The organism is Paenarthrobacter sp. NPDC089307 (assembly GCF_040685055.1).
Classification (GTDB): domain Bacteria; phylum Actinomycetota; class Actinomycetes; order Actinomycetales; family Micrococcaceae; genus Arthrobacter.
On record NZ_JBFBHE010000008.1, the window covers coordinates 60,666 to 84,553 of the forward strand.

At 59.4% G+C, this 23,888-nt stretch carries 17 protein-coding genes and 1 pseudogene; 11 read left to right on the plus strand and 7 right to left on the minus strand.

All coding sequences use genetic code 11. From position 1 onward, the window contains the following. Positions 1–193 precede the first annotated feature (193 nt). From AB0N72_RS18890 to AB0N72_RS18900, 3 genes are all read left to right on the plus strand, one after another. A complete protein-coding gene (locus AB0N72_RS18890; RefSeq protein WP_363933943.1) occupies positions 194–793 on the plus strand; it encodes a flavin reductase in 600 nt (199 codons plus the stop codon). Next, a complete protein-coding gene (locus AB0N72_RS18895) occupies positions 790–1,365 on the plus strand; it encodes a flavin reductase (RefSeq protein WP_363933945.1) in 576 nt (191 codons plus the stop codon). Before AB0N72_RS18890 ends, AB0N72_RS18895 begins: the two co-directional genes overlap by 4 nt. A 912-nt stretch (positions 1,366–2,277) precedes the next feature. Further along, positions 2,278–3,411 carry a hypothetical protein gene (locus AB0N72_RS18900; protein ID WP_363933946.1) on the plus strand — a complete coding sequence of 378 codons (1,134 nt, stop codon included), beginning with the start codon at positions 2,278–2,280 and terminating at the stop codon, positions 3,409–3,411. Positions 3,412–3,802: 391 nt separating this feature from the next. Here AB0N72_RS18900 and AB0N72_RS18905 read toward each other — a convergent pair whose 3' ends face one another. Beyond that, complete coding sequence (locus tag AB0N72_RS18905; protein ID WP_363934167.1) at positions 3,803–4,627, minus strand: type ISP restriction/modification enzyme; 825 nt, start codon at positions 4,625–4,627, stop codon at positions 3,803–3,805. Positions 4,628–4,753: 126 nt separating this feature from the next. On the opposite strand from AB0N72_RS18905, the gene istA reads away from it, so the two are divergent. From istA to AB0N72_RS18925, 4 genes are all read left to right on the plus strand, one after another. Continuing rightward, positions 4,754–6,436, plus strand: coding sequence for an IS21 family transposase (istA, locus tag AB0N72_RS18910; protein WP_363933947.1), 1,683 nt, complete (start codon positions 4,754–4,756; stop codon positions 6,434–6,436). Continuing rightward, positions 6,433–7,248, plus strand: a complete 816-nt coding sequence (gene istB / locus AB0N72_RS18915; RefSeq protein ID WP_216925946.1) for an IS21-like element helper ATPase IstB — start codon at positions 6,433–6,435, stop codon at positions 7,246–7,248. Before istA ends, istB begins: the two co-directional genes overlap by 4 nt. Positions 7,249–7,341: 93 nt before the next feature. Next, on the plus strand, positions 7,342–7,662 hold the full coding sequence (locus AB0N72_RS18920) for a PadR family transcriptional regulator (RefSeq protein ID WP_216925947.1): 321 nt from the start codon (positions 7,342–7,344) through the stop codon (positions 7,660–7,662). Then, a complete protein-coding gene (locus AB0N72_RS18925; protein ID WP_216925948.1) occupies positions 7,655–8,929 on the plus strand; it encodes an APC family permease in 1,275 nt (424 codons plus the stop codon). Before AB0N72_RS18920 ends, AB0N72_RS18925 begins: the two co-directional genes overlap by 8 nt. On the opposite strand, the gene AB0N72_RS18930 is transcribed toward AB0N72_RS18925, so the two are convergent. The 4 genes and pseudogenes from AB0N72_RS18930 to AB0N72_RS18945 form a co-directional block, all read right to left on the minus strand. Beyond that, positions 8,882–10,408: a type ISP restriction/modification enzyme gene (locus AB0N72_RS18930; protein WP_363933949.1), complete on the minus strand. Its 1,527-nt coding sequence runs from the start codon at positions 10,406–10,408 to the stop codon at positions 8,882–8,884. The two genes, AB0N72_RS18925 and AB0N72_RS18930, sit on opposite strands and share 48 nt — an antisense overlap. Then, positions 10,366–11,475, minus strand: a complete 1,110-nt coding sequence (locus tag AB0N72_RS18935; RefSeq protein ID WP_363933951.1) for an N-6 DNA methylase — start codon at positions 11,473–11,475, stop codon at positions 10,366–10,368. The genes AB0N72_RS18930 and AB0N72_RS18935 overlap by 43 nt, the downstream gene beginning before the upstream one ends. 286 nt (positions 11,476–11,761) lie before the next feature. Continuing rightward, positions 11,762–12,007 (minus strand): recombinase family protein, encoded by a 246-nt coding sequence (locus AB0N72_RS18940; protein WP_363933953.1) that lies wholly within the window; start codon positions 12,005–12,007, stop codon positions 11,762–11,764. Positions 12,008–12,126: 119 nt separating this feature from the next. Continuing rightward, positions 12,127–12,357: pseudogene (locus AB0N72_RS18945) on the minus strand (recombinase family protein); the annotation flags it as partial. On the opposite strand from AB0N72_RS18945, the gene AB0N72_RS18950 reads away from it, so the two are divergent. The 3 genes from AB0N72_RS18950 to AB0N72_RS18960 all read left to right on the plus strand — a co-directional run bounded on the left by AB0N72_RS18950 (position 12,346) and on the right by AB0N72_RS18960 (position 16,328). Then, positions 12,346–12,735 (plus strand): PH domain-containing protein, encoded by a 390-nt coding sequence (locus AB0N72_RS18950; RefSeq protein ID WP_363934169.1) that lies wholly within the window; start codon positions 12,346–12,348, stop codon positions 12,733–12,735. The pseudogene AB0N72_RS18945 and the gene AB0N72_RS18950 sit on opposite strands and share 12 nt — an antisense overlap. A 442-nt stretch (positions 12,736–13,177) precedes the next feature. After that, positions 13,178–15,097, plus strand: coding sequence for an FG-GAP-like repeat-containing protein (locus AB0N72_RS18955; protein ID WP_363933955.1), 1,920 nt, complete (start codon positions 13,178–13,180; stop codon positions 15,095–15,097). A 415-nt stretch (positions 15,098–15,512) separates the two neighbouring features. Further along, complete coding sequence (locus AB0N72_RS18960) at positions 15,513–16,328, plus strand: VanW family protein (RefSeq protein ID WP_363933957.1); 816 nt, start codon at positions 15,513–15,515, stop codon at positions 16,326–16,328. On the opposite strand, the gene AB0N72_RS18965 is transcribed toward AB0N72_RS18960, so the two are convergent. Next, entirely contained in the window at positions 16,255–17,049 is a 795-nt protein-coding gene (locus AB0N72_RS18965; protein WP_363933958.1) for a recombinase family protein, read from the minus strand. The genes AB0N72_RS18960 and AB0N72_RS18965 overlap by 74 nt on opposite strands. Positions 17,050–17,689: 640 nt before the next feature. Continuing rightward, positions 17,690–20,359 carry a DEAD/DEAH box helicase gene (locus AB0N72_RS18970; protein ID WP_363933960.1) on the minus strand — a complete coding sequence of 890 codons (2,670 nt, stop codon included), beginning with the start codon at positions 20,357–20,359 and terminating at the stop codon, positions 17,690–17,692. A 118-nt stretch (positions 20,360–20,477) separates the two neighbouring features. Here AB0N72_RS18970 and AB0N72_RS18975 point away from each other — a divergent pair, with 118 nt between their 5' ends. Then, positions 20,478–23,888 carry a helicase-related protein gene (locus AB0N72_RS18975; RefSeq protein WP_363933962.1) on the plus strand — a complete coding sequence of 1,137 codons (3,411 nt, stop codon included), beginning with the start codon at positions 20,478–20,480 and terminating at the stop codon, positions 23,886–23,888.

Consider the following 23,888-nt stretch of genomic DNA (forward strand, 5'->3'; position numbering starts at 1 on the left):
GACCTTGACACTGATGTCAAAGTTTACGCTGACAAGCGTGCCCGTCGACGCGGCGGTTCCTCAACAGGCTCGGCTCGTGAACTACCGGACCGAGTGCTCTTGCAGTCCTTGAGATTCCCAGCCATGTTCTCGTGGCTGATTTTCGATGGCTATGGAGATCACGCACCACGTAGAGAGATGAATTTAACCTGAAATGAGCAATTTGAAAGACTTGACTGCGCGAGAATTCGGCTACGGTCATCCCACGCCACTCTTCATGATCGGAACCTACGATGAAGTCGGCAGAGTGAATTTCATGAATTCCCACTGGGGCGCACTTAATCACGGCGGCTACATCAACCTCAATATCAACACGAACAAGAAGACCCATCGAAACATTGAGGCAATGAAAGCCTTCAGAGTGACGCTGGCAACGGAGGAATTGATGCCGTATGCCGACTTCTTTGGCACCTATTCTGGGTATCAGGTACCTTACAAGTTTGAAAAGACAGGCTTGACCGTCCAGAAAGCCAAGCATGTCAACGCCCCGATCATTGATGGCAGCACGTTGGTGATCGAGTGTGAGTTGGTGGACGTCCTGTACGAGCAGCACATCCATACGGTCATTGGGCGAATTGCCAACGTCTCCGTCGATGAATCGGTGCTAGATGCGAGCGGTCAAGTCGATGCAGGCAAGTTGGGCATGATCTTCTTCGACTCCTTCAGTCGAGGATATTTCACACTAGGCAACAGGGTGGGCGACGCTTGGAGCGAAGGCCGCGTCCTCTCCGCTCATGGAGGACGTTTGAAATGACGACAATTCGACCTGTTGAATTGAGCAAGGCCTACCGGCTGCTCCAGCTCGGCGCAACGACCATGCTTTCGGCCAAGCACCAAGATGATGCAGACGTGATGGCGGCGGCATGGGTCGGCCTGGGTGGGCCGAACAAGGTGATTGCCTATCTTGGCACGCAATCCTACACGCGAAAACTGGTGGAGAAGAGCGGCTACTTCGTGGTGCATATTCCGACCGTTCAGCAGATGGAAACCGTGCTGTATGTAGGTGGGCACAGCAAATTCATATCGCCCAAAAAGCTGGAGAATATGCCACTTTTCTACCAGGACGGCTGTGATATCCCCCTAGTGACCGGTAGCGCTGGATACCTGCTGTGTAAAGTTGTCCCCAATGCACAACAAGAACAACAATTTGATTCTTTCATGGGCGAAATCGTGTCGGCCTGGGCAGACAGTCGCGTTTTTGACGGCAGGCATTGGATTTTCGATGAGGCGCCTGAAGAACTGCGCACCGTGCACTATGTCGCAGGTGGCCAGTTCTATGCGATGGGTCAGGGTACAAAATTCAACCACGGCCCTGGACAGGATTGACGGACTGAGCGGCCCTTCGCCGCCGGAGAACGCCACGACGAGACCAACATGGCCTCGATCGACCGTTGAACTGACGACAGGACATAGCCCACAAACCCGAACAGGACTTAAGGAAACCTAATAAATCCAGATCGAAGTGCAGTTTGACGACTATAGGAGCATCGTCGTAGACACAACAGGTGATGACGGGCAGGAGCTCTGCGACGGACCGGCAGCGCCCAACAGCCGGCCACGGAGCGAAGCGGAGAGGACGCCCAAAGGGGTGCGAGCCTCAGCGAGCATGTGTCGTTGCTGGAACTGTCAGCGTTTGCCGGTAGGGTGGTTTTTGTCCCGCCTGGTAGCCCCCAATCCCAGGCGGGACCACTTGTTTCAGAAGAAGAGGTAGACGGTGGGACTACTACGGTACGTCCTGAACAGGCGCAGCCTGCCGGGCTGAGGTCGATCCTCAGCACGCGGCGGTGGACGCCCCTCTCGCGTCAGCGTCCCTCACACCGAGCGGCTGGCGGACCTCGTTGGCCTTCCATGCGCTTGCATCGTCCCGGCCTGCCCCACTGCGCGAAATATGGTGACTCAGTCCCTTCCCGGTCCCCGACGTGGCTTACGATGCACGTTGGGGGACAGAAACCAGCGCAGGCTACGGTCTGGGCCCTCGAGTTACAACCAAGTGGAACCGCCAATCCGCTGACCGAGGGACTAGTGGGAATCTGGCCTTCAGCAGCATCACAGAACGGAACATCTATGCCGAAACGCATCTTCCGCTCCTCCGCATCCGCACTGGCGATCGTGGCAATGACCGCATTAATGACAGGATGCGGACAATCGCCAGATTCATCATCAGCAGCTACGCAGGTGGCCGTTTCCTCGCCGTCCGCATCCCCTACCGTACTTCCAGTCCCGGACGGCTGCCCACCCGTGAAGGAGCTGGGTCAGGCCTGGGTGGAAGACCCGAATTGGTTCACTGCCGCCATCGATGCCAAACTCCTCGACTCAGAGGTGAAGACACCGCTGCCCCCAGGAGGCTGCGCGTACCTGTACAGCCCGCCAGGGACTTCAAACAATTCAAGTGACAAATACCAGCGCGTCATGGTGTGGTACTTCAACGTCAACCGCCCGGCCAGGTTGACGACCGCCGACATCACCGCTTGGGCGAAGTTGGCAGGAGGAACACCCCTGAAAGGTACCGATCCCATAAGCAGTCAAGCCACTACCGACACTACCGGTAACGACTTCGATCTTCCGGACACTTTCAGTGGCTGGACGAAGAGCACCGCGGTGCAGGTGACTGGAGATAACAGCTCCTTCGGGTGGAACCAGTCTGTCCTTCCCGCGTACACGCAAGGGGCTCAGGCAAAAATCGATTTCGCATTGAAAGCTGAAAAGGCCCAGGCTATGGCTCGTGCCACCGTTCCGGGGTCCACTTCAGGCGCAGGCACCGACCCGACCAAGGCACTTGCGCTGGGACTGGCTGCCGCGTTCTCGACAAGCGCTGTTGTTACCAATGACGAGGGCTACACTGCGCAGTTGAAGGTGCAGGGAAAGCTTGAGCCCTTCACCAAAGACGTCAAGGATGCGCCCCCGAGTAAGCTCCACGCAATCTCCAGCTCGACAGTCTCTGGCACTGTCACCAACACGACAGCCGGCCGCCAGACCAAGACGCCCGGCGCCAGCGTCATGGCCGTCTACCCACTTGAATCCGCCGCTTGCGATGGCTACAACGGAATCTCAGTCACAGGTGCCGACTGGCAAAAACCGTCCTACTGTGCCGTCGAGCTTGGTTCAGTCGAAGGCGCAACCCTTGCTCCGGATGCTTCCCAGCAACTGAAGGAAACAACGGCCCCGAAGAAGCTCGGAACGTTTCCCGAATCCGGTAATGCCATCGCCGAACTCAATGCACCAATCTCCTTCTATATGAAGTTCGGGAGTATGGGGACAGCTTCCGCCGGAACCAGCTGGAAGAGCGACAAGGGTTGCTTGTCCTCGCGCCTCTACGGAGGTGCCAGCTGGAACGTCGTCATGGACGGCTGGCCCGATGTAATCTGCAAATGACTCCACAGAATCCCGTACGGCAATCACCTAAAGCCCGATAGCAATAATCGCCCAAAAACGCTCGACATCTGACTGACGAACCACAGAAGGGGTCACCTACCGGTGGCCCCTTCTGTGCAAGGAGGACATTCGAGCAGCAGTAGGTGGAGTGGTCGCCAAGTTAGCCATCAAGGCCTCCGACTTTCCTTCCTCCCGACGGCCAGGAAGGTGCCCGCTCCCCGTCCCACTTCCTTGGAACTGGGACGCCGTCCAGCGAGACACCTGTCCCGCCATCGGCTGTGTACCCGTCCAGCGAGACAAGATGGCGCTGCCAACGTCCGACAGCCCAAAGCCGCTTGAGAGCCGGGACTTCGCCCCAGTCGTCCCCGGACTACGACCGATCCGCAGCCAGCTAAACCCCGCTCTCAGGGTAAATACTCAACTGGTCCGCAGTACTTGTCATCGGATACTTCGGTTTGAGTTTGCTCGCGCCGAATTTGACCGATGAGAGTTCCTTGCTGTCTTTGGTAAGAATTGATCCGCCCATGATTCTTTTCAGCAGAGAGGCTTGCTCAGTCTCCAGTGCTCTCAGCCGGGTGAGGACCACAAGCAGTTCTGTAAGTTCCTGCGACCACTCTGCGGGCCAGACAATCTGGTTAATGTCATCCAGCGGAGATCCCTTACGACCTTTGGGGTTCCGCTGGCGAAATTTGAACCAGAGATCCAGAATTTTGCTACCACCCACATCGTAGGCCGCGACCTCGGGTGCGACATTGTGCCAGGCCCCCGACGTGCCGACCCTAAGAATCCTGGTCTGCGGATCATAAGACTTTGTTTCCGGCATCTCGCTAACAGTGGACTGGTAGCTAGGCAGAACGCCGTCAAATCCCTTTTTGACGTCGCGGCCAAATTTGTCGTGAAAAAGCTCCCCATAGCTGTGTAGCCAAATCACTTCTTCCCCTAGCCGCACCGCTTGGTCCCACAGCTCGTTCTCCGCCGTGAACGGCACCCGAATTCCCGGCGTTTCGAGCTCTTCAGCAAGGTGACTTGTAAACCCCGTGTGTGAGACCACGCCTGCAATGTAGGAAATGACGTCAGCTGCGCCCACGCCAGTTCCGAGTACCTGCCCCATGGCCTCGAGGAAACCCTCTGCCAGGTTGGGTGTTCCATCCGGGTTCAAAAGAGGCGAAACTCGGCTGGCTCCGTTAGCTCGGAACGCTGACTGTGACAGGTTTATTTGGCCCCGGTAGGACGGTTATTTCTGGCCCCACTTTCTGACTCGCCGGTGTGGTTGTGACGGTTATAAGTGGCCCCACTTGAGGCTTGTTTCCAATTGCTGGAACGAGCCTTGTTGGAGGTCCGGATGGGTGCACGGGTGGAGTTGTTCGCGAAGATCCGCAGGGATTCCAGGATCGAGGGCTTATCGATCCGTGAACTCGCACGTCGCCATGGTGTCCATCGGCGAACCGTTCGGCAAGCCCTTGAATCCGCTGAACCGCCGGAGCGCAAACCGCGCCGGGGTGTGTCCCATCGATTGGAGCCGTTCAAGGCCGCGATCGATCAGATGCTGATCGAGGACACGACGGCGCCGCGCAAACAGCGCCATACCGCGCGACGGATCTTGGCACGGCTCCTTCAGGAACACGATGCCCATGTGTTGTCGTATTCGACGGTCCGGGACTATGTTCGTGTGCGCCGGGCCGAGATCGATGTTGAGGCGGGCCGCCGGCATGAGGTTTTCATTCCGCAGGATCATGCCCCGGGTGCTGAAGCCGAGGTGGACTTCGGCGAGGTCTGGGTGGTTCTGGACGGGGTGAAAACGAAGTGCCACATGTTCATCCTCCGGCTCTCCCACTCGGGCAAAGCTATCCACCGGATTTATCCGACGCAGGCCCAGGAAGCGTTCCTGGAAGGCCACATCGAGGCATTCAGCGTCCTTGGTGGCGTCCCGACTAAGCACATCCGCTATGACAACCTCACCAGTGCGGTGACGGCCGTTGTTTTCGGCCAGGGCCGGCAACGTAAAGAGAATGACCGCTGGGTGCTGTTCAAATCCCATTACGGCTTTGATGCCTTCTACTGTCAGCCGGGGATCAGCGGGGCCCATGAAAAGGGCGGTGTCGAGGGTGAGGTTGGCTGGTTCCGCCGTAACAGGCTCTCCCCAATGCCGGTCGTGAAGTCTTTGGACGAGCTGAACACGAAGATCAAGGCCTGGGAAGAGGTCGATGCGCGGCGCCGGATCAATGACCGGATCCGCACCATCGGCCAGGACTTCGAGGCCGAGCAGCCACTTCTGGCACCGTTGCCGGCAGAGGTATTCGATCCAGGTCTGGTGCTGACGCCACGGGTGGACCGGTCCTCGATGATCACGGTGCGGATGATCAAGTATTCCGTTCCGGCCCGGTTTATCGGCCGTCGGCTCAGGGTCTCCCTCCGGGCTTCAGAACTGCTGGTCTTTGACGGCCGGACCGTGGTTGCCAGGCATCAGCGGATCGCCGCGAAAGCCGGGCAGTCGGTTCAACTGGATCATTACCTGGAGGTCCTCAAGACCAAGCCAGGGGCGCTGCCCGGGTCCACGGCGTTGGCCAGGGCGCGTGAGGCCAGCACGTTCACCGCAGTGCATGAGGCGTTCTGGGCCGAGACCCGCAAGGTCAACGGCGACGCCGAAGGGACCCGGGAACTGATCGATGTGCTCCTGCTTCACCGTTCCATGGACGCCGACGACGTCGTGGCCGGCATGACCGCAGCTCTCAAGGTCGGAGCGGTAAGTGCTGATGTCGTCGCAGTCGAGGCGCGTCGTCACGCCGCCAACACCATCCCTCTCGTGGGTGGGGCCAGCGCGGATCGTCATTCCGGTGCCCATGATGAGGTGACAGTGCATCGGGTTGTCAGTCTCACCCAACGTCGGCTCACGGATCCTGCCGCGGTGATCGCAGGCCTTCCACCGGACACACGGCCTCTGCCATCAATTGCCGGCTATGACGAGCTGCTCGCCAAACGTGCAACCACGAATGCCGTTTCTGTGTCGAAGGAGAACATCTCATGAGTCCCACCACGCCCGCGATGACCATCACTCCGACCTTGCGCCGGCGCCGCGGCCTGACCGAACAAGCAGCGGTCGCGGCCGTTGACCAGGCCTGCCGACGCCTTCGCTTGCCCACAGTCAGGGCAGTCCTGGACGAAGCCCTGATCGTCGCGGGCAAAGAGCAGCTCTCGTATCAGGGGTTCCTGGCCGAGCTGTTGCTTGCCGAGTGCGATGACCGGGATCGGCGATCATCGATCCGGCGCGTGAAAGCGGCGAACTTTCCACGGGATAAATGGCTTGGGGACTTTGATTTCGACGCGAACCCAAACATCAACCCCGCCACGATCAACACCCTTGCAACCGGAGATTGGATTCGCAAAGGCGCACCACTGTGCCTGATCGGGGACTCCGGCACCGGCAAGTCCCACCTGCTCATCGGCTTGGGCACCGCGGCCGCTGAGAAGGGCTACCGGGTCAAGTACACCCTCGCGACACGGCTCGTCAACGAACTCGTCGAAGCGGCCGACGAAAAGATGCTCGCCAAGACCATCGCCCGCTACGGCCGGGTCGACCTGCTCTGCATCGACGAACTCGGATACATGGAACTGGACCGCCGCGGCGCCGAACTCCTCTTTCAGGTCCTCACCGAACGCGAGGAAAAGAACTCCATCGCGATCGCGAGCAATGAATCGTTCTCTGGATGGACCAAGACCTTCACCGACCCGCGGCTATGCGCCGCGATTGTGGACCGCCTCACCTTCAACGGCACCATCATCGAAACGGGTACCGACTCCTACCGGCTCGCCCACAGCCTCGCCAACGCACAGAACTAATAGGGCGCGGCCGGACGTTCGCCTGACTACCCAGCTGAGGTATCGTAAACAAATATCGGAATCCGATATTTGTTTACGATACGTGAGGGTGAGATGCGTGAACTGATGCGTGCGGCGGTGCGGCTGCATATCCTCCACCATGCAGCGGAGGAAGACATCCACGGCGCGTGGATGTCTGAAGAGCTGTCCAACCACGGCTACTCCGTCTCGCCCGGCACCTTGTATCCGACACTGCACCGGATGGAACAGGACGGTTTGCTGGTCTCCCGTCAGGAGACCGTTGACGGCCGGCCCCGGCGCGTCTATCGGGCCACGGACGCCGGCCTGGACGCGCTGGCCGAGGGGCGTCGTTCCATTGCGGAGCTTGCAGCCGAAGTCCTCCCCGCATCCTCGAAGGAGCAACTGCATGACTAATCCCCAGTCACTGGCCCGCCGTTTGGGCACCTTTGACGCGTCTGTGATCGGGCTTGGCTCGATGATCGGCGCCGGCGTGTTCGCGGCTTTCACTCCTGCCGCGGCCGCAGCCGGTTCAGGGCTGCTGGTCGGGCTTGTCGTCGCCGCGGTAGTGGCTTTCTGCAACGCGACATCCTCCGCGCAGCTTGCCGCCACCTACCCGACTTCCGGAGGCACGTACGTCTATGGACGTGAACGGCTCGGACCTTGGTCTGGGTTTCTGGCCGGGTGGGGGTTCGTAATCGGCAAAACCGCCAGCGCCGCAGCAATGGCGATGACGTTCGCTGCGTATGCCGCCCCGCCAGGGTGGGAACGCCCGGTGGCCATCACGGCCGTGATCGTGCTCGCGGCAGTGAACTACCACGGCGTGACGCGCACGGCCGGACTAACCCGCGTCCTCGTCGTGCTGGTGCTGGCGGCCCTCGCGACAGCTGTTGCCGCCTGCTGGGGCGGGTCCGCCCCGGATCCAGCCAGGATCCTTGGGGACGGCCTGCTCGCTCACGGTTGGTATGGGATCCTGCAGTCCGCGGGGCTGTTGTTCTTCGCGTTTGCCGGCTACGCGAGGATTGCGACCATGGGTGAGGAGGTCCGCGATCCCAAACGAACGATCCCACGCGCCATCAGTATCGCCCTTGGCATCACGATCATCGTCTACGCGGTTATTGCCGTGACTTTGCTGGCAAGCATTGGCCCGGAGCGGGTCGCTGCGAACGCAACACCACTGGCCGCTGCCGTCGAGTCAGGAACCATGCCCTGGGCTGGTCCCGTTGTCAGGGTTGGCGCGGCAATCGCGGCCCTCGGTGCCCTGCTCGCCCTTATCGCTGGACTCGGGCGCACGAGCCTGGCCATGGCCCGTGAACACGACCTGCCGCACTGGCTCTCCGCCGTCCACCCCCGATACAAAGTTCCCCACCGCGCAGAAGTCACCCTTGCCGTGGTGATCTGCGCGATCATCACCGTTGCCGACCTACGCGGGGCCATCGGATTCTCGTCCTTCGGCGTCCTTATCTACTACCTGATCGCCAACATCGCCGCCTACACCCAACCGGACATGGACCGCCGCTATCCCAAAGCCCTTCAGATCCTCGGCGCGGCCGCATGCGTGGCCCTCGTCGCAACCCTTCCACCGCTATCCGTCGGGCTCGGAATCCTCATGTTTGCTGCAGGAATCATCCTCCGCTTAATCAGAATCAGGACAACAGCCCACCCCAAACGGGGCCAGATATAACCGCCCTACCGGGGCCAAAAACAGTTGACATAGCCAGAACGCGTCCGTTTCCGGTACCAGTGAACTGAAGGTTAGACCGGGTCCCGTTGATATGACGTGGGAGTTGGCTTCCATTGTGAAAACCTGTCCGGGCACACGCGCGTTCCACAGGTCGCGACGCGGCCAAGTTATGACTCGCGAGTCGGCAATGATCCACTGGCGGTCGAATGATCTGTACTGGAACCGCTCAATTGGGGGTTCAAGGAAGCCGAGTTCATCCTTCATGGCAAGGCTTGTGTCCAGCTTCGTCTTGACCCCTTTCAGCGGGGCCGGCACGGCGGTGAGGCTGGTATTTCTATTCTCCTTGAAGAGCTCTGCTTTGAGGACCAACGAGTCCTCGTGGCAAAGAGTTCTCCATCGCTCTTCCAAAACCTGCTGCGTTGGTCCGACAGGCCATGTTCTGTTGAGCTGAATACCTGATGAGTACCAGGGAAAGAGATCCTTGATGGCAACAAGTGAATCCCAGTCCGCTGCGACGGGCGTGAATGGTGCCGTCCAGTCAGATCGCACGTCCTGCCACGAAGGACCGTCGAGCTCCAGCTCGCTCAGGCTCTGGAACTTCATCTGACGGGTGCCCGAAAGAGAGGTGAACTTAATCGACGCTGGTGTCGTCGGATCCGTCTCAGACTTACGAACAAAGATGCCAATGACTACCGGCGTTTCAATGGCAAACACCGCTGTCTCCGCGGGAGGCCGCTTCCCTTCAGGAGTTAGGTCGATCAGCCAACCATGACTGCAGGTCCGACGTATGTACCTTCTCATCTCATCGAATCCTGGTCCGCGCAGATAGCCTGCCGCTGTTATGAAGGTGACGACTCCGGCGTCGCCCTCTTTGATACCCTCCATCGCGGTCGATTCGAATGCCTTCCAGAATGCCCAGCGGTAGAAGTACACATACAGGTTCTTTAGGTGCTTCCCATGAGCTCCCGAGGATGCGCTGCGGAAATCGTCCATCAAGGATGACGATGACTTCAGTCCGTTACCGTTTTCCACCCAAGAGCCCAGTCCCTTGGCCTTCTCCTTGTATGGCGGGTTTCCTATAACTACGGTGACGTTTTTCTCCCGCTTTACCTTGTTCGCTTTGATTCCCTGGCGGGCAATCAAGCGCAGCTCCGAACTCAGCGAGGGCTGCTTCGCTTCCGGATCGTCAAGGGTGTTGGTGATGAAGAGGTTCAGCCCTCCGTCCGGGTGACGGGCTTTGTATTTGTTCAGGACGTCGGAGAACCGAAGCTCCGCAACAGAGTAAGGCCCAGACTGGATCTCAAAGCCGTAAAGGCGAGCCGCAAGGCTTGTGAGCGCTTCAGGGGCCGCTCCCGGACCATGTTCCAGAGCTGCCTCCTCTGCGGTACGCGAGAGGATCGACAACGGAAACGTTCCGGTTCCGACCGCGGGGTCAATCACGTTGACCGAAGGATCTCTGAACTTCTGGGACTTGCCCAAACTGTTGACAGTACGTCCTCGGTGAGGCGGACCATCTGTTCTACCACTTCGTAGGGCGTGTAGTAGGAGCCCGTCCTGCGCCGCGCGTCGCCGTCATATTCGGAAAGAAAATGCTCGTATAGGTGCAGGTAGGTGTCGGTTCCCATGCTGCGGATTTTCGGCCAGTCGATGACGGAAATGATGCGAACCAGTAGCTGGACGGCCGTAAGCGTTGCTGCATCTAGCTGGTTGGTCAGGGTTTGCAGGGACTTTCCCATAAGCGAGTGTTCATGAGCATCCAGAGCTTTGCCAATCTCATGAAGCGAGGTGCTCCTCAGATCAATGCCCTCGGTTTGCGCCAGTAGCAGGGCAAAGGTGATCGTTTGTGCGAATCCGTCCGCAAACTCCGGGTCCGTCGCAAGCGGAAACAGCGTGTTCCTCCAGTCAGACAACAAGCCAAGGAACATCTGATCATCCTTGTCCGCGCCGGCCTTCACCCGCCGCCGTTCGTCCTGCAGCCCCTCGTGAATCTGCTCCTTCAGCAGCCGCGTCAGCGGGGCAATGGACTCAACAAGTTTGCCCACTGTCCTAATGGGAACCGGCTCCCACGCGAAAAAGTCAGACAGTAGTTGCTGGAATGAGGGTACGGGCTTCAGGGCGGCCCCCGCCGTCTGCAAGGTTGCCCCACCAATGAGATGAACGGGCTGACCTACGGGCTGACCGGTCCGCCACAACCGCCACTCAATCCCGTTGGTGTAAATCAGGTTGGGTAGCTCTTTGAGCTTCTGCCACTGCTTGTAGTTATGGGTGGACTTGCCATAACTCGCTGGGTCCAACGAAACACCGGGCGCCTTCAGCTCAATATGGCCACTGATCAAACCGTCTACATTTATTGCAAAGTCCGGCCTAACAGACCCATCAAGCTCACTGACCTCGTCGTAAGGCAAGACCTTACGACCGATAGCCATTCCGCAATCCCTTAGGAGCTGCTCCAAGGGCGCTCTGAGCGCAGCCTCTCCCTGTCCCGGTCCCAACTTTTCTTTGCAAGACCGGCCAAATTGCATGACTGCATCGTCGATTGCTGCCATCAAAGACTCCCCTACGCCCCTCAAGGCGATGTCCCGGAACCGGACCAGCCCATCACCTAACAACGATGATGGGCCGGCCGCGATCCACCCCATAAATATTGTCCTAATCTTCGCACCCGGGTAAGGAAGTCGCGGTATCTCCCCAGGATGATCGCCATCCGGTAGGGATTTGCTGTGCCAGCAGCAGGCGGGCTTCGCGTAACATTTCAGTCCCAGATGTTGTCCCAAATCGTCTGCTGCTAAAAGCAGTCACAAAAACAACTTCCGGGAGAGTTACCTTTGTGGCTCAGGAGTCCATGGCCAAGTAGCGGTAGACGGTGGCGCGGCTGGCTCCGATGATCTTTCCGATGTCCGCCGGCTTGAGACCGCGAGTCTTCAGTTCACGCGCCCTCTTGACCTTCTCGTGGTCAGTAGTGACCTCTCGGCGTCCCGCTCTTCTACCGTTGGCAGCTGCAGCTGCCATGCCCGCCTTGGTGCGCTCGGAGAGCTGGTCTCGTTCAAGCTGGGCGAACGCGGAAATGATGGTAAACATGGCCTGGGCCATCGCTCCCCCGCCTTCACTGGCCGGATCAGTCGCGATGCCATCCCGAAGGAACGGAACTTGACGCCTCGCACCTTGAAGTCATCCAAGAGCTCGAGCAAGTGTCGAGTATTTCGTCCCAACCGATCCAATTTCCACACCATGACTTCATCACCAGAGCCAAGACGGTCCAACTCAGGACGGCTCACCCGAGTACCGCTGATCCCTTGGTCTTTATAGATTCCCTCACACCCGGCCGCTTCCAGTTCGCGGATCTGCAAATCCGTATTTTGGTGCTGTAGGAAGGTGCTTCCTCTCAGGTTGGCGGCATCGGCGGTGGACGGTACCGACTGACCCGCCATTACTTGTACTTCGAAGCCGGTGTACTGCGAACTGATTCCCAGCAGGTTCCGTTGGCGCACATCACCGATATCGACCTGTCACAAACAATGATCCAGAAGGCACGCGGTGTGGCCACTATTCGCGTCCACGTACAACGGCCCGATGGGCCCATGGAAGTCGTCACCATGGAGAACCTGACTGAGAGCAGGGCTGTACAGGATGTAATAAACCAGGCAGCTCGCGCCAGAAAGGCTGAGCTGACGCGGGAAGCGACCACTCACACCTATCTAGGGGGTACGGCGCCTGGTGTGCCCCAAGCTCCGGCACCCCAGCCCGTAGCTGCTCAGCCTGACATAAGATCACTCGCCTTAGCGAGCTGCACAAGGCCGGGGTACTAAGCCAAGAGGAATTTGAGTCTAAAAGGCCGAGCTGTTGGGCAGGCTGTAGGCATCATCCAAAACTGGATTCAGCACGCTCGTTGGGGAACTACCTCGAGTTCTGGAACTACTCGACGCCGTTTAGAGACGAAACGGTTGACCCCAGCTACTCGCGTTCCGAGCAGGTATCGGAACACCCTGTATGGGATCCCGCCGTGGGCGCTATGTTGCTCATCCAAGCTGTCCAGAACCGGTTCTGAGCGTCCGGTAGAAGGATCCCCAACCGGACGCCGTGTCCTTGAGCCACCGGCTTACAGGCGCAGGAATCGTGTCGGACAGAACCTCCGCGCCGCAGGAACGTGGCCACCGAATATCTAAGCGCCTGAGCTCGGGGGGCCGTACCTCATTGAGGTGTAGTCTGCAGGCAGGTTTTGACAAATGCACTACGGGACGGGGGGCTGCCATGGAACACGAAGATGCCTTAGGTGGCGAGACGCTCTACCTGGACGAGGTAGATCGGCGGCGCAGGTTCTCTTGGGTAGGAGCCCGGCGGAGGGTTGTGGCGGCAGTATCCTCTACGGTGATGCTGGGCTCCATGTTTCTCGGAGGGCTTGCCCAGCCGGCGCGAGCAGATACGACCGTACCCACGGGGCCTATGTCGGCGGCAGTCGCGGTGAACCAAGCGACTGACAAAATTTATGTCAACAACTACGACGACACCGTGACAGTGATCGACGGGCCCACCAACACCACTGCAACGATCCAGACCAAGAGGATTGGCGAGGGCGGATCGATGGTTGCTAATCCGGAGACCAACAAAATCTACTTCACAAAGGGTGACGGATCCGGTTGTGCCTGTGGCGCCTATTTGGGGGTGATTGACGGGGCCATCAACACCGTTGCTGACATCGGCTTCGCCGTGACCCCAGGCGCAGGGATGCTGGCCGTGAACGAATCGACCAACAAGATCTACGCCTCCGGTGGCCGAAGTGTCGCGGTGATTGACGGGGCCACCAACACCACAACAACCGTTGCCGTCCCCACCCCGGCGGGCAAGCTGGCAGTGAACCCTGCGACCAACAAAATCTATGTTGCCCCTTTGCGCGGCGGCATCGTCGCAGTAATTGACGGCGCCACCAACACCACAACCACCGTTCCGGTAGCCACCGGCAACAACCCGATGTCGGTGGCAGTGAACCCTGCGACCAACAAAATCTACGTAGCCAATCAGGACAGCAACATTGTGACCGTGATCGATGGACCCACCAACACCATCGACGCCGAACTCACCACAGCCAGTAATCCGGCCGCGGTGGCGGTGGACCCTGGGACCGACAAAATCTACGTCTCCGGCAACGATGGTGTGACCGTGGTCGACGGTGCCATCAACAGCACAACCACCGTAGTTGGCAGCGGTAGTGCGTTGGCTGTAAACCCGGCGACCAACAAAATCTACGTCACCGGCCCCATCCACGGCAGCAGATCCCCCGTGACGGTGATCGACGGGGCCACAGACACCTCGGCGATCGTTTCCGCCGGAGGCCATCATTCGGTGGCGGTGAACCCGTTGACCAACAAGATCTACGTGACCAGCTTCAGTAATACTCTGAGGGTGCTCGACGGGGCCACCCCGAGGAAGGACTACAACGGCGACGGCACGACGGATGTGCTCGCACACGACGCCGCAGGCACCCTCTGGCTGTACCCGGGCAACGGCTCAGGCGGCTGGTTGGACCGGGCCCAGGTCGGGCAGGGCTGGAATGCCATGACCGCCATCATCGGATCAGGTGATTTCAACGGTGACAGCGCTGCTGATGTGCTTGCCCGTGACACCGCCGACGCCCTCTGGCTGTACCCGGGCAACGGCTCCGGCGGCTGGTTGAACCGGGCCCAGATCGGCCAAGGCTGGAACGTCATGACCACCATCATCGGCTCCGGTGACTTCAACGGCGACGGGACCATGGACGTGCTCGCCCGCGACACCGCCGGCGCCCTCTGGCTGTACCCGGGCAACGGCTCGGGCGGCTGGTTGGGCCGGGCCCAAATCGGCCAAGGCTGGAACGTCATGACCGCCATCATCGGCTCCGGTGACTTCAACGGCGACGGGACGATGGACGTGCTCGCCCGCGACACCGCCGGCGCCCTCTGGCTGTACCCGGGCAACGGCTCAGGCGGCTGGTTGGACCGGGCCCAAATCGGCCAAGGCTGGAACGTCATGACCGCCATCATCGGCTCCGGTGACTACAGCGGAGACGGCAACACCGACCTCCTGGCCGCCGACCGGAACGGCGTCCTCTGGCTGTACCCCAGCAACGGTTCCGGGGGTTGGCTGGGCCGCAGCCAGGTCGGCCAGGGCTGGGGTCCCATGACACCTGTCCCCTAACCCGTCAGTTGGTAACGGCCTGGAGCGACGAACCCGAAATCGCTGACGACCTTACTTACAGACGCGGGGCTGCTCACCTGAACGGGGCAAGGAACGACCGACCGTCAAAACTGGAGCGGCTTAGGGCGCCGCACGCTGGCGTTCCTGCTCTGCCGTCCGTTCGGTGATGACCAGTCCTGCAGACTTTGCTTCGGCCACGACGTCGGCCTGGGCTGCATTCAGACGGTCCGGCACAGCAGAGAGAGGGATCCTTGACCGGACGATTTCGGGTTTTCTCCAATGTCTGTAAAGATACGTTTGACACCGAGTTTCCGGCGTCGGGCTGCCCGGCTCCGGGCTCGTTATTGGGGAAACATTGCCACGAAAGCTGTTCTGCGAAATATCGCCTTTGACCTACCGTCTCTCGGTTCAGCGCATGATCCTCACTCGCAAGGCCAAGGACTTCTTCTCACCCACCGCCTTCGCCAGGCAACGACCTCACGAGGTCTTGCCGGAGGTTGTCTATCGCCACAATTCACTGATCAGGCGGAAGCTGGGCAACGTCGACCTGCACCTGCAGGAAAACAAAGCCGTAAGCCTCGGGATCGCGGCGCCCCTGGTCAACTCCGTGGTCATCCAGCCAGGAGAGACCTTTTCGTTCTGGAAACTGGTGGGCAGCTGCACGGAAGCCAAGGGCTACCGTGAGGGACTGGTCATCAACCATGGCCGGGCGGACTCGGGCATCGGCGGAGGGTTATGCCAGTTCACCAACCTGCTGCATTGGATGGTCCTGCACAGCGAACTGACAGTGGTGGAACACCACCACCACGGCGATCTGGACTTGTTCCCGGACTTCAACCGCCAGATTCCCTTCGGTTCCGGAACCTCGATCATCTACAACTACTTGGACTACAGGGTCCGCAACGACACCGACCAGGCCTACCAATTCCTTGTCACCACTACCGACGAGCACTTGTGTGGTGAACTGCGCGCCGAACGCGTTCCCACGGTGAAGTTCCACATCCGCGAAGAAGACGCCTACTTCCACGAGGCAGACGGCAACGTCTACCGCCACAATAAAGTGGTTCGCCTGACCCGGGACAAGCGGACAGGACTCGTAACGTCCAAAGAGCAGATCATCGAGAATGACGCCCTCGTTGTCTACGACCGGTCCCTGATCAACGCACCCATCCTCCCAGCGCGTCCGCGCCGCTACGGAACTGACGAACTCCTCGCAACAGCAACCGCCTAGGGATCATACTGCGATGCTCTTGAGACGGATGTGAGCATGCGTCCGTAAGCTTGCGGCTCTCCGGACGCTCCAATAGCCCGTTAGGGATCCCCATACGACGCCCGTGCAGACAACTGCGGACATCCGTGCAGCCGACTTCGAGAACTGACACCATGCTTAGGTATCGGTAGACCGTGGCGCGGCTGGCTCCGATGATCTTTCCGATGTCCGTCGGCCTGAGACCGTGAGCCTTCAGTTCATGTGCCCTCTTGACCTTCGCGTGGCTAGCAGTGACCTCCCGGCGTCCTGCTCTCCTGCCGTTGGCAGCTGCAGCCGCCATGCCGGCCCTGATGCGCTCGGAAAGCTGGTCTCGTTCAAGCTGGGCGAAAGCGGAAATGATGGTGACTATCGCCTGGGCCATCGCTCCCCCGACCTCGCTGGCCGGGTCAGTGGAGATGCCATCCCTTAGGGAACGGAACTTGACGCCTCGCATCTTGAAATCATCCAAGAGCTCGAGCAGGTGGCGAGTGTTTCGTCCCAATCGATCCAGCTTCCACACCACGACTTCATCCCCTGAGCCGAGACGGTCCAGCATCCGGTCCAGCTCCGGACGACTTACCCGCGTCCCGCTGATCCCTTGGTCTTTATAGATTCGCTCGCACCCAGCTGCTTCCAGTTCCTGGATCTGCAAATCGGTGTCTTGGTCAGCAAGGCTGACGCGGGCGTATCCAAGGCGAGCCATCAACTCCTCCCGTCTTATCAAAGGGCAAATATCAGTGATGTTGAGAATGCCCTAGTGAGACACATTGTTGGGACAGGCGACGTGCCGGATATCCGCGAGCCTGGAACTTCAACCAGGCACAGCCTGCGGTTCTTATCAAAGGATCCACTGATGCGACAGCCACGGGGGCCGGGCGCCCCCGATGCGAGGGCGCTCAAAACGCCAAGCTCGTGAGTGTTCCGATTGTGCTGATCTTGCTCATGGAATCTCCTTTTAAAAACTGAGGGCGAGTACCACCTGAGATTGCCTTGGTCCGTGGATTCAGTTCGACGATTCACCGAATGGTCTTAATAACAAAAAGTCTTTACCTGGCCACGCAGTTATCGGGTAGGTGCTCTGTGGCCAAGATGGGCCCTGAATCTTGATTCGCTCCTTAGTCGGATCTATAGCCCCAGCGTGCTGGATGAGATCGTTGCTTTGAGAAAGGATACTTCCGTGCGGGCAAAAAGCGTCAGCCAGTCTGGGTCAGAGCCTTTCAGCTTGATGCGGAAGCGCAAGTGAGTATGTCAGTCTGATCGCCCACCAGGACGGCTTGATTGGTACCGACCTCTGCAACATGCCGGACCTGATGACGGCCGGATGCTCTATCAAGACGCGCTCCTTAGTCCACGGGCAGAACGTGTGTGTCCGTTTCAGCCGCTTGCTTAGGAGTAAAAAGGCGTTCGCGTTCGCTGGCGATGATGCCCCTTGCTAACTCTGCCTCCGAGACGTCAACGGCCTCAGGCGCGCTGCCAGCTGTTTCACTAACACGGGCGAATTCCTCAAACAGTTCCTGCTTGCGTGCCAGAATCTCTGTCAGTCTCCGGTCAACACCCTCCTCGGAGAGCAGACGGTGGACCTGGACGGACTCTAGTTGACCCATGCGCCGAGCTCGGGCAATAGCCTGCCACTCGGTAGTTGGTTTCAACTGAGGCTCGCAGATTACGACAACTGATGCAGCCTGAATATTGAGACCGACACCACCCGCGACGATCTGGGAAACGAGCACGGCCCCGTGTCCAGCCTCTGAAAACTGGTCCACCATGACCTGTCGTGCAGCAGCCGGCACCGATCCGGTCAAAGGTCCGAAAACCCTGCCAGGCAGTACTTGAGTGACGCGGTCGAGGACATCGCGAAATTGCGAGAACACGATCACGCGGCGACCGTTGTCTTCGGCTTCCTGGACGATCTCAATGAGACGCTGCATCTTCTCGGACTTGGTGCCACTTGCCATAGCGGACCGCCGCATTGCCATAAAGTTCCCGGCGGCGACGGCGTCTGTGTAGACGGCCGTGTCCTCTTTCGAAAAGGGCAGCCATTCGTCAACCTCGACCAACTCCGGGAGCTCAGTGAGGACATCTTCCTGGTTACGGCGGAGATAGGCTGGTGCGACCTGCCGTCTGAACCGGTGTGGCGCCAGTTCGCTGTCATCAACGACGAGATCAGGTCGGAGATAGCCGACCAAATTACGAAACTCATCGATGCGATTTTCCAAGGGCGTTCCAGTGAGGAGAATGGCTCGGTCGGTCTGGCTGATCATCCTCGCGGCCCGTTGGGAGCGTTGGGCGGCAGGATTTTTGATGTAGTGTGCCTCGTCAACCACGACGCATCCGATGGTCACCGGCTCATCCCTAAACGTTTCGAACCATGGCAGTGTTTCGAAGGTAGTCACTGCGATGCCACCGTGGCGGAGCCAGCTCCGCGCCGCTGCCGCCCGTCCGGGGCCATGCAGGCGGTGTGGTCGGAGTTTGGACTTTCCCTGGATCTCGCGGACCCAGTTGGTCACGACTGCAGCTGGGCAGACTACCACCGAATGGTGGCCTCCCTTGGAGCGTAGATGAGCCAGGACGGCTAGCGCTTCGACGGTCTTACCTAGACCCATCTCATCGCCGATGATCACTTTGCGCTGGGCGAGGGCAAATCTGGCACCGAAACTCTGATAGCCGCGTAGCGACGCTGACAGGTGTTGGGTGTCGAGTTCGATTTTGCGGACAGCCTCAACAATCTCCTCTGATAGGTCGCTGTGAGCCGTCTGCGCGTCTTCGGTGGTGAAGCCTAGTGCGTCGAGAAGGGCGAAGTAATCCGCCGGCCGAAGTAGGAAGTCGTCCCAAGGATCGTCCGCTGTGACAGCAGGCGTCATAGCACCTACCTGCTGGGCACGTTGGATGACGGCTTCTGTTGCTCTGGTGAACTCTGAGGCTTGCTGGTCACCCGCGAGAACGACGAGGTGCGTGACGCTGTGATCAAGGGTCCGTGCCAGTGGCGTCAGGGAGTCTTTTAGGGCCAAGTCGCGGGCAGCATCCTTGGTCTGCCTGATAGCGTCCCAAGCGGCGAGTCGCCGCAGTAATTCGCCGGTTAGAGGAGTGCGGTTCTTAATGTCGATCCGGACAGGCGTCTCATCATACGTCGTCTGCCAAAGTGTCCGTGCTGCACCATGCATCCGGGTAGCGGTGGTTGCCCCGATCCCCGGAAGATGTGACAATTTGGCACCGTGATCGAGGACTGTCTGGACGGTAGCAATACCGTTCTCCAGAAGCGATCCGATGCGCAAACGGTCCCGCGTCGCCTCCCGGAGTCGTTCCACTGGCATCTCAACCAACAGTCGCCGGACCTCCTGCTTCCGAACCGCTTCACCGGCAGCAGTAGCATCCGCACGGAAGCGTTCCTCTTCGCGCAAAGCCCCATTGATGCCCTCAATTGCCTTTGGTAAGGATGCAACGGCCGCGCCCGAGAGGATGTTCTGGCTGTTGCCGAGGTCCGCGATTCGAGGGCTCAATCCGACCCAGTCTTGCAAGGCAGCAGAGAGCGGAACTTCTGAAAGGTCGTCATCGGAGCGGCTCAGGCGTTCCAGCAGCAATGGGACACCAGCCGTCAACGCCCACTGTCGGTAACCGTCCAGGTACTCAGCCGCGGCCACCCCGGTTTCACGAGCCTTGCTGCTCAGGAAGAACCGGCGCACCCCCATCATGGCTTTCACAGCGTCTAATGCCGCGGCGACGTTAGTGAGAAGGCCTTCGATGGCGTTCTGCTCCTCTGAGCTGATGACCGGAAGGTGAGCCTGGCGAGCAGCTTTGGCCAGGCGGCTACTGTCGTCGAGCCGCAGCGGCATGACTCTCCAGGCAAGCTGTCCGTCACACCAAACGTCGGCGGTATTGTGGCGGAGGGCGGCGACAGCTTTGTCACCTGATTTTTCTACCTTGGAGCGGCGTGCCAGCGCCGAACGGGCTTGGTTGAGCCATTGGCTGACCTCCTGTGAGGTCGCGCTTAGTTGTTGGCGTTCGTCCCGGTCCATATTTGGCCCTTCAGTGGTCAGCTTTTGTTGCAAAGATTAGTGCAGACCAGCGACGAACCCGCTTTGTTTGTCTTGCCCGTCCTATATGGTGAATCGACTGTCGACTGAAAGGTCACCCATGCTGCTAGAAGAGCTTAAGACCGGCTTACGAATCGCAGGACTGATTCCTGCTGAGGTCATCACTGTACTCGCCGCTCAGTGGCACGGCACAGACGCCCTGGAGCTGACCTATAAAACTTCGGCCGGTAGCCTTGGCCAACAAGTCGTGTTCCGCAAGGATCAGGACGCCTTGACCGTCGCCCAGACCGGCAGCCGCGCCTTCGATGCCAATGCCGGAGACTTCAAACTTGTAGCCGAAGCGCAGCGAATCTCCTTGGCTGGCTTGTTTGACCCAATGCTGGCCGTGGCCACCAGTGACGTGCAGCCTCTGCCACACCAGATCCGTGCAGTGTATGGAGAACTGCTACCCCGAACCCCACTTCGCTTCCTGCTCGCCGATGACCCCGGCGCGGGCAAGACCATCATGGCAGGGCTCTACATCAAGGAGCTGATTTTGCGCGACGACGTGAAACAGTGCCTGATCGTCGCCCCTGGCGGCCTGGTTGAGCAGTGGCAGGATGAACTGTTCTTCAAGTTCGGGCTGCGCTTCGACCTGCTGACAAACCAGCTGATCGATGGCAACGTCAACTTCAACGTCTTCGAATCCAACCCCTTACTCATCGCGCGAATGGACCAGCTCTCCCGCAACGAGCAACTTCAGGCCCAGCTCAAGGAAACTGAGTGGGATCTCATCATTGTTGACGAAGCGCACCGCATGGGCGCGCACTACTTCGGTGGCAAGCTGGAAAAAACCAAGAGATTCCAACTCGGTGAATTGCTCGGGGAAATCACCCGGCATCTCCTGCTGATGACCGCCACGCCGCACTCCGGCAAGGAAGAGGACTTCCAACTCTTCCTGACCCTGCTTGACCGCGACCGTTTCGAAGGCAAAAACAAAGTCACTGCTGACACCAGCGGCCTCATGCGCCGAATGGTCAAAGAAGACCTGCTCACCTTCGAAGGCAAAAAGCTCTTCCCCGAGCGCATAGCCGAGACCGTCCCGTATCAGCTGACCTCCTTGGAGTACGAACTGTACGAACAGGTCACGAGCTACGTCCGTGAAGGCATGAACCGCGCCGACAGGGTTGGTGGCAAGCGAAAAAATACCGTCGGCTTTGCCCTTACCGTTCTCCAACGGCGCTTGGCTTCAAGTCCCGAAGCGATCTACAGGAGCCTGGTACGCCGCTCGGAACGACTCGAACGCAAGAAGCAGGAAATCCTCAACGGAACGTACGTCGAGTCCGAGCCCAGCCTCGATCTCGAGGGCTTGGACGCCGACGACTTCAACGCTGAAGAAACCGAGGTCCTGGAAGAGGAACTCGTCGACGCTGCGACCGCTGCCCAAACAGTCGACGAACTCAACGCCGAACTCGTGGAACTCAGCGGACTCGTGACCACGGCGAAGCATGTCCGTGACTCCGGCACCGACCGCAAGTGGGCCGAATTGTCCACGATCCTCCAAGACAACGCCCTAATCACGGACAACAACGGCTGGCCCCGTAAGTTCATCATCTTCACCGAACATCGGGACACGCTCAGTTACCTGCAGGCCCGCATCGGCTCCCTCCTGGGCAAACCGGACGCTGTAAGGGCTATCCATGGTGGTGTACGGCGCTCCGAGAGACGCCAAATCACCGAAGAGTTCACCAAGAACCGTGATTGTCAGATCCTGTTGGCCACTGACGCGGCCGGCGAGGGCCTCAACCTTCAGGCCGCACACCTGATGGTGAACTACGACCTTCCCTGGAACCCGAACCGAATCGAACAGCGCTTCGGCCGCGTCCACCGTATCGGCCAGGAAGAGGTTTGCCGGCTCTGGAACCTCGTCGCGGCCAATACCCGCGAGGGCGAGGTATTCACGCGACTGCTGGACAAAATCGAGGAGCAGCGCAAAGCCTATGGAGGGAAAGTCTTCGACGTTCTCGGGGAAGCGTTCAATGAGACACCCCTACGCAGCCTGCTCCTGGACGCCATCCAGTACGGCGAACGGCCGGAAGTGAAGGCAAAAATGCACGATGTCATTGATGCCAGTGTCGGTGATGGCTTGAAAGACCTCCTCGATGAACGTGCACTAGCTTCTGAACATCTTGCAGAGGCCGATCTCGCTGCACTCCGTGCCGCGATGGACGAAGCGCGCGCACGCCGGCTCCAACCGCACTACATCGAGCTGGCGTTCAAGGCCGCCTTCACGAGACTGGGTGGCCGCATCGTAAAACGAGAGAAAGGGCGCTACGAGATCGCCAACGTGCCGGCGCAGATCCGCGCCAGCAAACACGGCCCAATCGCCACCAAATACGACAGGGCTACTTTTGACCTCCCCCATGTCCAATCTGAGGGACTCGCCCGAGCGGATCTCCTCGCTCCCGGCCATCCTTTGCACGACGCCGTCATGGACGAAGCAATTCGCCAGTTCGGCGGCACCCTAAACCGGGGTACCGTGCTGGTCTCCCCGACACTTGAGGAACCCCAACTCCTGGTGGGAGTCATTGAAGAAGTCGCCGACTCCACCGGCGTCAGCGTAGCTAGACGGTTCGGCTACGCCTACGTGGACAGCTACGGCACGGTCACACCGGCTGGCCCCGCACCCTACCTTGACTGCGTAGCAGCTCCCGACTCCCCTGCCACAATCGCAGCACGGCAGTTCCCTTGGCTCTCTGACGCCGAAGAGAAAGCCAACAGCTGGATCATCTCCAACCGTCTCCCCACCTACCTTGCCGAAGTTCAGCCACATCGTCATGCTGAATTGCAAAAGACCAGGTTGCTTGTCACCAACCGGCTCGAAAATGAACGCGACCGACTTATCCTGGATGCCGCCATAGCCGCGGAAAACGAGCGGGCCGGCCAGAAAGCAAAAGAGTCTTCTGAAAGTCTTAATAGGAAAGCCGTCGAACTGGACCTCCGTCTGCGCGAACGCCTGGGCCTGCTCGACCAGCAAGCCCTGATGTCCACCAAACCTCCACGCATCCTCACCGCCGCGCTCGTGCTGCCCATCGCAATGCTCGAGAGCGAGCTTCCGCCGAATGCCCCAATCCACGCCAAAGAAACCAAGGAAGTAGAACGCCGTGGCGTTGACCTCGTACTGGCTAAGGAACACACCCTCGGTCGCAAGCCAGTCGAACAAGCGTTCAACAACCCGGGCTTCGACATCCTCTCCACAGCTGAAAATGGCGACACCTACCGAATCGAAGTAAAAGCACGCCTAGAGGGATCTAAAGACTTCTTCATCACCCACAACGAAGTGATAACCGGCAAAAACTCCAGCCCGCACTACCGTCTGGCCCTTGTTCGTGTAGACCTTCGAGGAGCCCAACACGACGAGGTGCGATACATCGAAGCCCCGTTCGCCACCGTCGACCTTGGCAACTTCGACGCTACTGGCATCCGTGGAGATTGGGACAAGATGTGGGCGAAGGGCAAGACCCCCTTCTAG

What these genes read in the sequence shown, in the direction of transcription:
- AB0N72_RS18890 (WP_363933943.1), top strand. Translation starts at nt 194, where the DNA reads ATGAGCAATTTGAAAGACTTGACTGCGCGAGAATTCGGCTACGGTCAT.
- AB0N72_RS18895 (WP_363933945.1), top strand. Translation starts at nt 790, where the DNA reads ATGACGACAATTCGACCTGTTGAATTGAGCAAGGCCTACCGGCTGCTC.
- istA (WP_363933947.1), top strand. Translation starts at nt 4,754, where the DNA reads ATGGGTGCACGGGTGGAGTTGTTCGCGAAGATCCGCAGGGATTCCAGG.
- istB (WP_216925946.1), top strand. Translation starts at nt 6,433, where the DNA reads ATGAGTCCCACCACGCCCGCGATGACCATCACTCCGACCTTGCGCCGG.
- AB0N72_RS18920 (WP_216925947.1), top strand. Translation starts at nt 7,342, where the DNA reads ATGCGTGAACTGATGCGTGCGGCGGTGCGGCTGCATATCCTCCACCAT.
- AB0N72_RS18925 (WP_216925948.1), top strand. Translation starts at nt 7,655, where the DNA reads ATGACTAATCCCCAGTCACTGGCCCGCCGTTTGGGCACCTTTGACGCG.
- AB0N72_RS18935 (WP_363933951.1), bottom strand. Translation starts at nt 11,475, where the DNA reads ATGGCAGCAATCGACGATGCAGTCATGCAATTTGGCCGGTCTTGCAAA.
- AB0N72_RS18940 (WP_363933953.1), bottom strand. Translation starts at nt 12,007, where the DNA reads ATGTTTACCATCATTTCCGCGTTCGCCCAGCTTGAACGAGACCAGCTC.
- AB0N72_RS18955 (WP_363933955.1), top strand. Translation starts at nt 13,178, where the DNA reads ATGGAACACGAAGATGCCTTAGGTGGCGAGACGCTCTACCTGGACGAG.
- AB0N72_RS18960 (WP_363933957.1), top strand. Translation starts at nt 15,513, where the DNA reads ATGATCCTCACTCGCAAGGCCAAGGACTTCTTCTCACCCACCGCCTTC.
- AB0N72_RS18965 (WP_363933958.1), bottom strand. Translation starts at nt 17,049, where the DNA reads ATGGCTCGCCTTGGATACGCCCGCGTCAGCCTTGCTGACCAAGACACC.
- AB0N72_RS18970 (WP_363933960.1), bottom strand. Translation starts at nt 20,359, where the DNA reads ATGGACCGGGACGAACGCCAACAACTAAGCGCGACCTCACAGGAGGTC.
- AB0N72_RS18975 (WP_363933962.1), top strand. Translation starts at nt 20,478, where the DNA reads ATGCTGCTAGAAGAGCTTAAGACCGGCTTACGAATCGCAGGACTGATT.